Origin of the sequence: Sphingobacterium sp. ML3W, assembly GCF_029542085.1 — a bacterium.
In the GTDB taxonomy this organism is placed as follows: Bacteria; Bacteroidota; Bacteroidia; order Sphingobacteriales; family Sphingobacteriaceae; genus Sphingobacterium.
On the sequence record NZ_CP107036.1, the window covers coordinates 2,414,227 to 2,426,989 of the forward strand.

Genomic DNA, 12,763 nt, shown 5'->3' on the forward strand with positions numbered 1-12,763 from the left:
TGTCTTATGACACCAGAAGAATTACAACAATATTTTCAGTCTAGGGAATTACCCAAATCACTGGAAATACAACAAGATATGCAAGTGTTTGATGTGGAAAGATTTATCAGCACAAGCTTTATCCATGTTGGATTATGGAAAAAAGATCTGAGCAAATGCCCCGCATGGGTCAGACTTTTAAAATTTAAAGAAGCACTGGAAAATAACGAAAAAGCCTAACAAATTGTTAGGCTTTTTTTATGCTTTTAACTAAAGTTGTTGTAACAATGCGGACATATCTTCTTTCGCGAAGATCTGCTCCACCCCTCCGGCCAACATTTCAATCCGTTCACTTTCATCACTACTCGAGGTCAGACCAAATATACGAATGGAAGGAAACTTGTCCCTAACGATCTTTGCGGTTTCGATACCGTTCAAAATCGGCATGTGCAGATCCAATATGCACACCTCAGGTAGCGCTTTATTATGTTCAATCAAATAGTCGATAAGGTCTCTTCCATTAGAGGCACAATAAACTAATTCCAACGAATGGGATTGGGCCATGGCCTTCATCATAACATGATGGATCATCGCATCATCTGCGTAGACAATCTTACATTTACTTTTGGTATCCATTCGAAAAAGAGATCATTCAACTAATTAATACAATAAAATTCTATAAATATGTAATAAAAATAAAAAATCTAGAAAGAAGTTAATAAGAATTATGTTACTATGCAAATTTTATTTCAAAAAGGTGCATCACAACACAACCTTTAAATTCAATTTAGATCGAATAATAACATCATTAGGTAGCAATAAATTCATTTAGACAACATATCTAAAACATTTGGAGTAGTCGAAAGATTTAATTTAACGATACGATATCGTTAAAAGTCATCCTCTATAATTTCAGCCACTCGTCCTACTTGACCATCTGTCAGCCTTACTTTTATCCCTCTTGAATGATAAGATGAGGATGTCAGTAAATCCTTTACAATGCCCTCAGTAAGATTCCCCGTGCGCTGGTCTTTTTTCAGAATGATATTAACCAACATTCCGGGCTTTACATCCGCTCTATTTCTTCCGTCCATGGTCAAATGTAAGAAATAAAAAAGGAGTTTTCCAAAAGAAAACTCCCCTATTTTTTGTTGAATTATGTATTTTTTTATCATCTCATATAGACCTTGAAACCATTAACATCAAGATTTTGATCTATATTTTTTGTTTTCAACGAGATACATAAGTGACTTTTTTTGTTGTTTGTTCCAAATGCTACGAACCTATACTGTATCCATCCTATTAGAAGAAATACATAGGGACATCTGGGCGATAAGTTATTTGAACAACTTAAAAATATCATTTCCGAATATAAACACCATCAGGCCCAAAAGGATAAAGAATCCGACCATTTGTGCTTTTTCGAGAAATTTTTCACTCAGCGGCTTGCCTTGAATCATCTCGATCAGTAAGAATACAACGTGACCACCATCCAGTGCTGGAATAGGTAACAAATTCATAAACGCAAGAGCCATTGAAAGCATACCAACCAAAGACCAGAACCGAATCCAATCTACTTCAGTGCCGAATAGTGTAGCAATACCGATAGGTCCAGATAGCGCTTTATCAGCACGCACCTCCCCTTTGAAGATTTTACCGAATCCTTTCGCATTATCTGTGATTACCGTAAATGCTTTTTTAGCACCGATCGGAAAAGCTTCCATAAGTGTATAATTCGTTGTAAACGACTTGATCGAATTATCATGATTGACACTGATACCCAACATTGCATCCGCTGGTACATTTCCTTTTAGGGAAACCTCCGCTCCCGCACGGATTACTTTAATGACAACAGGTTTATTGATATTTGCTTTAACTAATGTTCTGAATTGATCAAAGAAAGGTACCGGAGTATCATTTAGGGCAACAATGCTATCCCCTTTGGTGAAGCCCATCTTGCTTGCCACTGATCCTGGAGCCACTTGTGCAATACTTGTCGTTTTAAAGCGAGGTTCAATAAACTTCTCTCCTTTTTTATCGGACAAGGTATTCAATAAGTCTGCTGGAACCTTGATTTCTGTTGTCGCGCCATCACGCTCTACCGTAAGGGATACACCGCCCATCAAGACTTTAGAACCAAGCAACTCGGAGTAGTTTTCAACACGGTGTCCATCTATTGCGATCACTTTATCACCGGCTTTAAGGCCAATAGATTCACCAATGGATCCCGGTACGATACCGTTTACCATTTGATCCATCTTGACATCTGTATTACCCATTTTGAAGGTCAACATCCAAAAGACAAGGATACCGACAACGATATTAACGATAATACCACCCAACATAACGATCAGACGCTGCCATGCCGGTTTTGAACGGAACTCCCAAGGTTGTGGCTCGCCCTTCAATTGTTCAGTATCCATCGACTCATCAATCATACCGGCAATCTTCACATAGCCACCCAGAGGTAACCAACCAATACCATACTCACAGCCTTTATAATTGAATTTAAACAATTTCACTCCCCATGCATCAAAGAACAAATAGAATTTCTCCACTTTAATTCCAAATGCACGTGCTGCTAAAAAATGCCCTAACTCATGTAGAACAATTAAAATTGACAAGCCTAAAATCACTTGTCCGACCATAATTAAAACACCCATGTATGCTTTCTATATTTAATCTTTGATTATTTCTTTTGTTATTAACCTTGCTAACCGATCCGTCTCCAGATAATCCTCCAGTGTTGGATTGGCTATAAATTCCACTTTTTCCAATGTACTTTCGATGACGTCGCTCATTTCCAGGAAGCCAATTTTATCAGCGAGGAAAGCAGCCACCACAACTTCATTTGCTGCATTCAATATACAGGATTTATTTCCACCGGCGCGAAGTGTTTCGTAGGCCAGTGCCAAGTTTCGAAAAGTCTCCATATCCGCTTTTTCAAATTGCAGCGTTGGATAGTCCATAAAATTGAAGCGTTCAAAATTATTTTCAAATCGGGCAGGATAAGTCAATGCGTATTGAATAGGCAGCTTCATATCCGGGACACCCATTTGTGCTTTCATAGATCCATCTTTAAATTGAACCAAGGAGTGCACGATCGACTGTGGGTGTACGATAACATCCACCTGATCGATAGTTAGATCAAAGAGCCATTTGGCTTCGATCACCTCAAGTCCCTTATTCATCAAAGAAGCTGAATCTATGGTAATTTTAGCACCCATAGACCAATTGGGATGTTTTAGGGCCTGTGCTTTCGTTACCTGCAGCAACTCGTCCCGCTTTCTTCCACGAAAAGGACCTCCAGATGCCGTCACATAAATTTTTTCAATGGGGTTTTGCTCCTCACCGACCAGACATTGAAAGATTGCCGAATGTTCAGAATCTACAGGCAACATATTGACACCGTATTCTTTGACCAAGGCCATAATCAATTCCCCGGCAACAACAAGAGTTTCCTTATTCGCCAGGGCAATATCTTTTCTGGATTGAATAGCCATTACCGTAGGTTTTAAACCTGCGGAACCCACGATTGCATTTAAGACAATACCTATTTCGGCATATTGCACCACTTCAATCAAACCCTCTTCACCATATAATACCAACGTATCCTGAAACGCTAAGGCTTCTTTAACTACTTTATATTGGGTTGGATCGGTCACAACGACCGATTTTGGTTTAAACTCCAATGCTTGTTTGATCAATAGTTCAGCATTGCTACCGCAAGTCAGAACAACTGCTTCAAACTTATCCGGAAAGGCTCTAATAACATCCAAGGCTTGTGTACCGACACTACCCGTTGCCCCTAAAATGGCAATTCCTTTTTTACTCAAAACCTTCTCTCTTTATTAAAATATATTATTCAAAATCTTCGGATCCTCTCCACCGTGATAGTCCGACATCATTTCCCGGTAAGCAACCGAAACAACAATACTGGCCAAAGGTACCACCAAGAATGAGCTCACAAGGTTCAAAATAATAAAAATTATGTAATATTCTAAAAAATTAAAATACATCTGCAATAATTGCAAAGAAGCAAATACCGCGAATATTAATAATAATTTGAAAACATTGCCTTTGGTCAGCGCAAAGCTAAAGCGTAGTGATTTAAAGGTTCCCGCATGTTTATCAATGATAAAGAATGGATAAAATGCGATGCGAATAATCAAAATAAAAGTCAATACTGCTGCTGCATAAACAACACTGGTCGTAAATTTTTCAATAAGCACAGCGCGATTAGCACCATTTTCGAGTAAGTATAACAAAGGAAACAAAATCGCTCCCACAATCATCAGCAATGCAAAAGAAAGCACCATAATACTTAACATTGCACCGAAAAAATGCGCCAATTCTTTTGAACTTGGTATACAATGGATCAATTTCTTATCCTGATTGCCATCGATCAGATTGAGGATGTATTTAAACAAAGTAAGATTCAGCCCAAAATACATGATCATAAAAAAGAAGGCCATAAAACCACTAAGTACGACATTAAAATCACTGATTGTCGTTGCCAGGAAATTGGATAAACCAGAGGTTACAAACAGCAAAAAACATAGGCCCGCAACAGAAAAATAATGCTTTTTCAATAGTTCCCACGATCTATTAAAAACTTCATTTACGGCAAAAGTACTTTCCTTTAGGAATTGAATCATTTTTTCTTTGAATAAACTTTTACAAAGATGCCATTATTTTTAATTTTCAACAATTTACACCCACATAAAATTGACATTTTTTAGGTTTTTTAACATCATATTCGATCCAACTATTTTTTCAGCGCATCTATAGCCCCAGCTTTATTTCAATGCTGGTAAAAATCCACTTCAAATGTGGTAAAAAAATGTGCGGTGGTCTAAACATTCAATTCATTTCCTGAGATTTTTGCTATTTTAGTACGTCCGGACAAAGTCATTTACCGTTTCAGTGAGAGATGTGATTGATCGGAAAAATACGGTTTCGCAGGACGACAAAACAGCCAAAAATAAGTTAAAACAGAATCACTAGAAGACACAACCAACAAGTATGGAAACAGAAGATGCCTATCGTCACATGGAATTTGAAGAATTTCAGCTTTTAAAAACACCCCAGGAGCTCCATAAATTAGCGACACAATGTTTTTTCTACATCCAACAATGGATCGTTGAGAGCCCATTTTGTAGTGAGGCTACTGCCCTGATGCTATTCTGGAATAACTATCCTTTTGAAGCGATCCGTCGAAGCTGGAAGACAAGAAAAGGAACTGACGAGAACTTCGACATTATAAAAACGGTTATAAGTAATTCTGAAAAAGGGTTTTATCTCAAAACAGACATCAGTTACGATCCCACTGAAAAAATTGCACAAGCTCCAAAAATACCAGCTGTCGTTTTGCAGGCAAGCCAGGGAGAGGAACCCTATATTTATTTGGAAGAAACGGAAGTTCATAGCTGGTTTGGAGAACATTTGATCAATCAGATCAGGCGGAGTGAAAGCACCATTGAATTGTACAACATTGCCATCTTATTGAAACATCGCGAATTCAACGTATATCAAACTGTAATCGAACATACATACTGTGATAAAGCAATTGCTCTTATGGTCTATTGGCTGCTTGAAAGGTATTCGACCTTGGCATTATATGCTGAAGATTGGCCGGAAATAAGGCCTATTTTGGAAAATATTATTGATAGGCTCGAACGAAATGAATACCCTGAGATTTTAAATTATGATCCTGTCAAAGTAGTAAATCCCATTAAATGGGAGATTCCGGATCAATTATTTAACAAAATCAACTAACTAACTTTTGGGGCGTAATTTCCTAGCCTGTTTTATTTCCTCGACCCTTTGGTCATACAATTTCCTTTGCCTTTGTTTACGAAAAGGATCAACCGTAAAATAAATGAATAATAAGATGAAGAGTGCAGATAATAAGGCAGCTATATACATCAGCCAAGTAAAAATAACTTCCATTTCTTTTGAATTTAATCAGTCAAAATAGTGAAGCAAATTTCGGACAGGTAATATGAATTTTGAGCAACTATCTTCACCTAAGATCCAAAGGCGATCCTGTACAAAAAAAAACACGCGGTTTAGCTGAACCGCGTGTTTTTCTGTAATCACATAGATATAATGAGATTTTCCAGACTCAAATGCTGGAGCCCAGCAATCTACTTAAACTCTTTTGGAAGAGGTTTCTCCAATAGATATTGATAGTAGAAACGTGCACGCTCATTAAAGTCATATTTACTTTTTGAACGGTCAAATCCATGACGACTGCCCGGATAGATCATCAATTCAAAAGGTACACTTCTATCTGTTAATTTATCAACCAGTTGCGTTGTATTCTGCAGATGAACATTATCATCCATATCGCCATGCATAATGCGCAGTACGCCCTTGTAATTGTTTGCATAAGTCAATACCGACCCCGCTTTATAGCCTTCCGCATTATCTTGTGGTGTATCCATCCAACGTTCGGTATAATGGGTATCGTACAACTCCCAAGACGTTACCGGCGCACCAGCAATACCAAAGTCAAATACATCCGCAGCTTTAGTCATCGCCAGACAAGTCATATAACCACCGTAGCTATGGCCTGTGATCAATACTTTGTTATTAGCCACCCAAGACTGAGATTTCAACCATTTTACGATCGTAGAATAATCAATAATTTCCCAATGTCCCAGATTACGGTGCATGTAAGCTACGCCCTGTTTACCGAAGTGACCAGAAGCCCTGTGATCCGCAGAAACCTGGATAACGCCTTCATTCGCCCAATACTGATTGCCCGTACCTTTCCAGGTATCCTTCACAGTACCCGCATCCGGACCACCATAGATACTGAAAACAACAGGATAAGTTTTCGATTTGTCAAAATCCGTAGGATACGTGATCGTCAGTGGTAAATCAAATAGACCATCATCCGATTTAATATGTAAATACTCCGTTTTACCGTAGCTGTACGAACTAAAGTCAGCAGCTTTGCTATCCGCCAATTGACGTACCACTTTACCCTGATTATCCACTAAGGCAAAACGGTCCGGTGTGCTCACGTTAGAATATCGGGTGATAAAGTACTTGGCATCAGGCGATACGTTGACATCATGTGAATATTCACCAAAGGTCAAACGTTTTAGATTTTTACCCGAGTAATCCACGCGGTACAGATCAAAACGAGCCGAATTTTCCTTACGTGCGGTAAAATAAAGCACCTTATTTTTCTCGTCTATCCGTTTGATTTCGGTCACCTGCCAATCGCCAGATGTAATCGGGTTCACCAATGTTCCATCCAACTTATACAGGTAATAGTGCGCCCAACCAGTTTTATCCGATTTTAAGATGTAATATTTATTGTCAGCAAGGTAAGTAATACGCTCATCATGATCCAGGTTGATCCAAGAAGCTTGGCGTTCATCATAAATCTCCTTTTTCGAACCAGTATTTGGATCCACCTGATAAAATTTCAGGTTATTCTGATCCCTGTTCATCCATTGCACCATGAAATTTTTACTATCGAAAGCCCAGTAAGGCTGTCCGAAATACTGATCATCCTTTTCATTGAAATCCGCCCATGTCACCTGTCCGCCATTCAGTTGAACGATACCCACTTTCACCTCAGGATTAGGATCGCCTGCTTTCGGATAACGTGTTTCCTCTAGATAACCATGTTGTCCTTTGGATGAATATATCGGGAACATAGGCACTTTGGTATCATCAAAACGCATAAAAGCGATCTTCTTGCTATCTGGAGACCACCAAAAAGCCTTATAGTTTGTAGGACGTCCCAAAATTTCCTCATAATAAACCCATGAAGACCAACCGTTGTAGATCACATCGGTACCATCATTTGTATACTGCGCCTCTTTCCCTGTAGCTACCTCTAAACTATACAAATTGCTTTTACGTGTGAAAGCAACATATTGACCGTCTGGCGATAAAGTTGGGTTCTGTTCTGCAACGTCGGGTGAATTGGTCAATTTCTTTGCAGTACCTGAGCCATTTTTGATAAAAATATCATTTTTCTCTACATAGACCACCGTCCCCTCTTTGGCAGGAATTGTATAGATACTTCTCTTCCCCGATTTGACGTTGACCTGATAGAGCCGGCTATCGTTGACGTCATTTTCCAGATAAGCGGCTCCATCCGCCCAGCCCGGATATTGATTTGTGCGCACGGTCAAAGACTGTTTCTGTCCCCAGGATTGCGCAAAATCCAATTTCTTCTGTGCAAAAGTTAGATCATGCACAAAAAACACAATAGATGCACCTAAGAGCACTCTTGATACTGTATTCATTAATTCTTGGATATGTTTATTAATTATTTCAGCTAAGATAAAGAATTGTGGTAAATAACGACGATTTTACCTGTAACAAGCTTATTCAGCTCCATGTACAGTTGATTGTTATCCCCTCCTACCGATAATTCTCAAAAAGAGCGAGTTGGACACCCTCTTTTGGAAAATCTGTCTCATCAACAAAATTAGAGATCGAAATCCCCAGCAGCCGCACCTTATTTGCTAGTGTAATCTTACTTAGTAAACTATGGGCTGTCGCATAGATTTTCTCTTCAGAGTCAAAACTTGTATCCAGCGTCAGGCTTCGCGTCAGCTGTACGAAATCAGCATACTTTAGTTTCAATGTCAGTGTCCTACCAGATATTTCTTTTTTACCGATACGTCCCCAAAGTTGTATGCTCAGTCGTTGCAGTATGGCATTCAGTTCTTCAAAAGTTTCGATATCAGCCTCAAAAGTATCCTCTATTCCGACAGATTTGCTGCTCCGATTAGGCGTAACCGGTCGCTCGTCTATCCCGCGAACAATACGGTAAAAAAAATGCCCTGTCTTACCAAACCAACGCACCAGATCGTCTTCGCGCTGCTTTTTGAGATCCATCCCCGTAAATAAACCTAGCTCGTGCATTTTCTTTGCGGTCACCTTGCCCACGCCAAAGAATTTCTCTACCGGTAAGGATTCCATAAATTTCAGGATCTTTGAAGGGCCTATAAAAGTTAGGCCATTGGGCTTATCCATATCGGAGGCAATCTTAGCGACAAATTTATTGACCGAAACTCCGGCAGAGACAGTCAGATTAAGCTCTTCTTTAATCGCAGATTTGATCGCCCTGGCGATATCAATGGCCGAACCGATTCCCTGTTTATCCATCGTTACGTCCAAAAAAGCCTCATCAAGCGACAACGGTTCAATTAAATCCGTATACCTCTGAAAGATCTCCCTGATCTGATATGAAACCTGCTTATATACCTCAAACCGTGGCCGGGTAAATATGATCTCCGGACAGAGTTGCAGTGCTTTGCGGGAACTCATGGCTGACTTAACACCAAATTTCCGGGCTTCATAGCTGGCCGTAGCGACTACCCCCCGCCCATCAGGCGAACCGCCAACAGCAATAGCCTTCCCCCGATATTCCGGAAAATCCCGCTGCTCCACAGACGCATAGAAAGCATCCATATCCAGGTGGATAATTTTACGATATGTTTGGGGCGAATCCATTACCCAAATTTACAAAAATTAGCAAGAATCACTATAAACCGCGACAAAATACTAATATAATTAGTTCATCAAGCCAATTCTCAGGCAGTTAATTTCAGTATCAGACCCAACTAGTATTGGCGCTGATACTTTTTCACCCGTTATAATTGGCCGAGTTCTTGTATAGGATTGGCATGGACACCTTTGCGCCAAAACATATTTGAATAAAATGAAAAGAAAATAATACATCAAAAACTAGCGAAAAAATTATGGAAAATTTACCGGAACAAAAAAAGAAGAAGTCTGGATTTAAGAAATTTTTAGTTATCCTGCTCCTCTTTTTGTTAGTAGGCTTCGGATCCTATGGTTACTGGAAATACTATTACGTATTTGGTGAAGGTGTGAAATCTGGCTACTTAAATTTTGCCGTCAAAAAAGGCAATATATTTAAAACCTATGAGGGGAAGCTAATTCAGGAGGGATTTGGCAGTGTCAAGACTGGCGGAATTGCCAGCAACCAATTCGAATTTTCTATTGAAGATGATTCTATATTTCGCCAGCTTGAGCTCAATAGCGGTAAGTATTTCGACCTTCAATACAAGGAATATCATGGGGTATTGCCTTGGCGTGGCAATACGGTATACGTTGTTGACAAGATTATCAATATGAAATAATAAAGGAGGGTATACCCTCCTTTATGCTGAAAGCACATCTCTTACCATTAACCTGTCTCCAAAATAACTTTTGAGTATTGTCCCATCGCCATGCAATGTCCAGACCTCTTTTGGGTCAACCATCTTGATATAATGCAGAATATCGTTCCAATCCACATGATCCGAAATATACAATTCGATATCATTCTGTGCCTGTAGTCGCTTCCATCCCGAGGCAAAGGCCCGCAATACTTTTGTCGCCCTAAAATAACTATTGAAAGTCATGGGCGGTACCAGATAAACCTTATTCTGCTCACCCTGTTTCATTTCTCTACGGTTGTAAGGTTCATAGGTCATTTTTTTAAGCCCATGTTCATCATACAGGCGATGGTAAGGCAATATTCCACTATGTACCAGCACCCTTCTTTCCGGACAGTATCGATTGATCAGATCTGTGATCCGTTGCGCTTTCCCAAGCACATAAGTTCCCAATAGAATATTGCTGGCGTGCCCCTCCAGCTTCTTGATCTCCTGAATGGGATCCGGATGGATAACCTCAGGATTTGCGAAAGTACTTTCGGTGATCAATACATCAGCCTGCTGCACTTCGATAGGCTCACAGGTCTCATCAACCTGCAATTTATAGTCACCCGTATACAAATATCGTACGCCCTGATATTCCATTAAGATCTGCGCCGATCCCAATATATGGCCAGCCGCTAAAAAGGTAATTTCCACCGGACCGATTTTAAAAGTGCCGTTAAACAATTTGACCTGATAGGAATCCTTACGGTTCTGCTTATAGCGATAGCTCATAAACAATGCTGTTCCATTTGTACAATAGACATAATCATGTCCTGAACTGGCGTGGTCACCATGGGCATGTGATACCACATTATGTATTACAGGGCTACCCGCATCGATAAAAAAGTCGCCATAACGGCAATAATACCCTTCCGGTTTTCTGACCAGAAAGTCAGACAATATGATAGACATATATTTATTTTAGAAATTTTTGATGCAATGTCCACACTTGCGGCAGTAGTGGAGTGATTCCATCGTTAACGATGACGAAGTCCGCAAGCTGCAGTTTTTCCTCGTCAGACAATTGTTTGTTCATACGTTCCCACACCTGTGGTTCTGTAGTGCCATCCCGCTCGATGACACGTTGTATACGAATATCTATTGGGGCAGTAACCAATATGGTATAATCCAGTTCTTTGTACGAGCCACTTTCAAAGAGCAGTGCCGCTTCTTTGAGTGAATAACGTGTCGTCTGCCGCTCGGCCCAATCTTTCGCTTCCTGGATGACGATCGGGTGTACAATACCGTTCAGGAGTTCAAGTTTATCCTTATCCGAAAAGACCATATTGGCCAGGAATGCCCGGTCCAGCAGACCATCCTTGTAAGTTGCCTCACCAAACTGCGCAATAAGCTTTTCCTTGATCCGTATATCGGTATTCATCAACCTTTTGGCTTCCTCATCCGCATTATAAACTGGTATACCAAGGGCCTCAAAAAGCCTACAGATAAATGTCTTTCCGGAACCTATTCCGCCTGTTATTCCTATTTTCAGCCCCATTTTTATTCGCTATTTTCTTACAAAGAAGTCCACATTCTGTGGCACAACACTGATAATCTTACAATAATCCGGCACCTTGGTTAGCAGGATCGGTAAATATTGCACCTCATTTTTCTCCCAATCTGCCAAATCCACCACAGCCTCAAAATCACGGGATGTATAATTATTATAATCCTTGACCGACATCAGCACGGTGATCACTACTTTACTTGGATTGGGCCTCACGGAACTATAGCGCTGTCCATTTTCAACTTTTACGGGCAGTTCGATGACTTTCTCCGTCAACTCTCCTACCGGCATCAGCACCTCTACAGATGTGGGATATACATTGATATTTCCCTTTTGATTGCGGGTGAGATTTGCCACAGTGCGCACATCAGTCTCCACCTCTTTCCCACGCACGGTATCTGTTTCCCAATATTCTATGGTCGAAACATCCTCATACGGCCCTGTTATGGTCACGTATGCAGGCGTGACCTTGGTATCAGCGATAACACCATATCCCCTTTTAAACAAGATATTGGACAATGGTTTTACGGGAACTTTTCGCTGTGTTTGTTTCGAAAAGTCAAAAAACAAGGTATCAGGGCTCACCGACACCACACGTTGTTCATGCGGAAACTGGCGGTTGATAAATCCCAGCTGATTGGAAAACACAATCCAATCTTTTGTTTTCAGCGAGCTGAGATCCACCTGTACTTTGGGTGTTTCCAATGCAGCTTTCGAAAAGAGGAATTGCCAGCCCGTCATCTCGAGCTTTACTTTGACCGTATCCGATTGTTGTGGGTGAAAAGCCCGCTTTTCGGGGAGGTTGACATATTCTATCGCAGCCTTGACAGATACTGTATATTGGTTGGAAATCGAAAACAACAACCAAGCCAGCAACGAAATTGCAACACAGCGCACAAAGATGTTGATCTTGCGTCGTTGGGTCTTATTTAATCGAACTGCATTTGCCATGTTACAAACTTAATCAATTTGCGTAAAAATCAGTTGCGAGCAAGGATAAAAACTTGGTCGAACAAAAAGTGAGTTTTAATCCGTTTGATTTGCAAATTTTAACATAATCGTCCCCCTC

13 protein-coding genes are annotated in these 12,763 nt (G+C 40.2%); 3 read left to right on the top strand and 10 right to left on the bottom strand.

Features of this window, described 5'->3' with window-relative positions:
- Window positions 1-6 precede the first annotated feature (6 nt).
- Window positions 7-219, top strand: a complete 213-nt coding sequence (locus tag OGI71_RS10280; protein ID WP_120258298.1) for a hypothetical protein — start codon at window positions 7-9, stop codon at window positions 217-219.
- A gap of 30 nt (window positions 220-249) precedes the next feature.
- Here the strand turns inward: OGI71_RS10280 and OGI71_RS10285 are convergent, their stop codons facing one another.
- From OGI71_RS10285 to OGI71_RS10305, 5 genes are all read right to left on the bottom strand, one after another.
- Window positions 250-615, bottom strand: coding sequence for a response regulator (locus OGI71_RS10285; RefSeq protein ID WP_282255347.1), 366 nt, complete (start codon window positions 613-615; stop codon window positions 250-252).
- Between the two features lie 254 nt (window positions 616-869).
- A complete protein-coding gene (locus OGI71_RS10290; RefSeq protein WP_046674525.1) occupies window positions 870-1,073 on the bottom strand; it encodes a YwbE family protein in 204 nt (67 codons plus the stop codon).
- Window positions 1,074-1,316: 243 nt separating this feature from the next.
- Complete coding sequence (gene rseP, locus OGI71_RS10295; RefSeq protein WP_282255349.1) at window positions 1,317-2,642, bottom strand: RIP metalloprotease RseP; 1,326 nt, start codon at window positions 2,640-2,642, stop codon at window positions 1,317-1,319.
- Window positions 2,643-2,657: 15 nt separating this feature from the next.
- Window positions 2,658-3,815, bottom strand: coding sequence for a 1-deoxy-D-xylulose-5-phosphate reductoisomerase (locus tag OGI71_RS10300; RefSeq protein ID WP_282255350.1), 1,158 nt, complete (start codon window positions 3,813-3,815; stop codon window positions 2,658-2,660).
- Window positions 3,816-3,830: 15 nt separating this feature from the next.
- Window positions 3,831-4,637: a beta-carotene 15,15'-monooxygenase gene (locus OGI71_RS10305; RefSeq protein WP_282255351.1), complete on the bottom strand. Its 807-nt coding sequence runs from the start codon at window positions 4,635-4,637 to the stop codon at window positions 3,831-3,833.
- 367 nt (window positions 4,638-5,004) lie between these two features.
- On the opposite strand from OGI71_RS10305, the gene OGI71_RS10310 reads away from it, so the two are divergent.
- Window positions 5,005-5,757, top strand: a complete 753-nt coding sequence (locus OGI71_RS10310; RefSeq protein ID WP_282255352.1) for a hypothetical protein — start codon at window positions 5,005-5,007, stop codon at window positions 5,755-5,757.
- A gap of 371 nt (window positions 5,758-6,128) precedes the next feature.
- On the opposite strand, the gene OGI71_RS10315 is transcribed toward OGI71_RS10310, so the two are convergent.
- Together OGI71_RS10315 and dinB are read right to left on the bottom strand one after the other, a co-directional pair.
- Window positions 6,129-8,255, bottom strand: a complete 2,127-nt coding sequence (locus OGI71_RS10315) for a S9 family peptidase (protein ID WP_282255353.1) — start codon at window positions 8,253-8,255, stop codon at window positions 6,129-6,131.
- Between the two features lie 118 nt (window positions 8,256-8,373).
- Window positions 8,374-9,471, bottom strand: a complete 1,098-nt coding sequence (dinB, locus tag OGI71_RS10320) for a DNA polymerase IV (protein WP_282255354.1) — start codon at window positions 9,469-9,471, stop codon at window positions 8,374-8,376.
- Window positions 9,472-9,719: 248 nt separating this feature from the next.
- Here dinB and OGI71_RS10325 point away from each other — a divergent pair, with 248 nt between their 5' ends.
- Complete coding sequence (locus OGI71_RS10325) at window positions 9,720-10,124, top strand: hypothetical protein (protein ID WP_282255355.1); 405 nt, start codon at window positions 9,720-9,722, stop codon at window positions 10,122-10,124.
- Between the two features lie 21 nt (window positions 10,125-10,145).
- Here the strand turns inward: OGI71_RS10325 and OGI71_RS10330 are convergent, their stop codons facing one another.
- From OGI71_RS10330 to OGI71_RS10340, 3 genes are read right to left on the bottom strand one after another with little or no spacing between them, the layout of a single operon-like run.
- The gene (locus tag OGI71_RS10330) at window positions 10,146-11,099 is read right to left on the bottom strand and encodes an exonuclease (RefSeq protein WP_282255356.1); all 954 of its coding nucleotides are present in this window, start codon (window positions 11,097-11,099) and stop codon (window positions 10,146-10,148) included.
- A gap of 4 nt (window positions 11,100-11,103) precedes the next feature.
- The gene (coaE, locus tag OGI71_RS10335) at window positions 11,104-11,685 is read right to left on the bottom strand and encodes a dephospho-CoA kinase (RefSeq protein WP_282255357.1); all 582 of its coding nucleotides are present in this window, start codon (window positions 11,683-11,685) and stop codon (window positions 11,104-11,106) included.
- Window positions 11,686-11,694: 9 nt separating this feature from the next.
- On the bottom strand, window positions 11,695-12,645 hold the full coding sequence (locus OGI71_RS10340) for a hypothetical protein (RefSeq protein WP_120258309.1): 951 nt from the start codon (window positions 12,643-12,645) through the stop codon (window positions 11,695-11,697).
- Window positions 12,646-12,763 lie beyond the last annotated feature (118 nt).

Excerpts from the sequence above, each read along its gene's own strand:
- OGI71_RS10290 (WP_046674525.1), bottom strand. The coding sequence starts at position 1,073 with ATGGACGGAAGAAATAGAGCGGATGTAAAGCCCGGAATGTTGGTTAAT.
- OGI71_RS10285 (WP_282255347.1), bottom strand. The coding sequence starts at position 615 with ATGGATACCAAAAGTAAATGTAAGATTGTCTACGCAGATGATGCGATG.
- OGI71_RS10315 (WP_282255353.1), bottom strand. The coding sequence starts at position 8,255 with ATGAATACAGTATCAAGAGTGCTCTTAGGTGCATCTATTGTGTTTTTT.
- dinB (WP_282255354.1), bottom strand. The coding sequence starts at position 9,471 with ATGGATTCGCCCCAAACATATCGTAAAATTATCCACCTGGATATGGAT.
- OGI71_RS10330 (WP_282255356.1), bottom strand. The coding sequence starts at position 11,099 with ATGTCTATCATATTGTCTGACTTTCTGGTCAGAAAACCGGAAGGGTAT.
- OGI71_RS10325 (WP_282255355.1), top strand. The coding sequence starts at position 9,720 with ATGGAAAATTTACCGGAACAAAAAAAGAAGAAGTCTGGATTTAAGAAA.
- coaE (WP_282255357.1), bottom strand. The coding sequence starts at position 11,685 with ATGGGGCTGAAAATAGGAATAACAGGCGGAATAGGTTCCGGAAAGACA.
- OGI71_RS10340 (WP_120258309.1), bottom strand. The coding sequence starts at position 12,645 with ATGGCAAATGCAGTTCGATTAAATAAGACCCAACGACGCAAGATCAAC.
- OGI71_RS10310 (WP_282255352.1), top strand. The coding sequence starts at position 5,005 with ATGGAAACAGAAGATGCCTATCGTCACATGGAATTTGAAGAATTTCAG.
- OGI71_RS10280 (WP_120258298.1), top strand. The coding sequence starts at position 7 with ATGACACCAGAAGAATTACAACAATATTTTCAGTCTAGGGAATTACCC.
- OGI71_RS10305 (WP_282255351.1), bottom strand. The coding sequence starts at position 4,637 with ATGATTCAATTCCTAAAGGAAAGTACTTTTGCCGTAAATGAAGTTTTT.
- rseP (WP_282255349.1), bottom strand. The coding sequence starts at position 2,642 with ATGGGTGTTTTAATTATGGTCGGACAAGTGATTTTAGGCTTGTCAATT.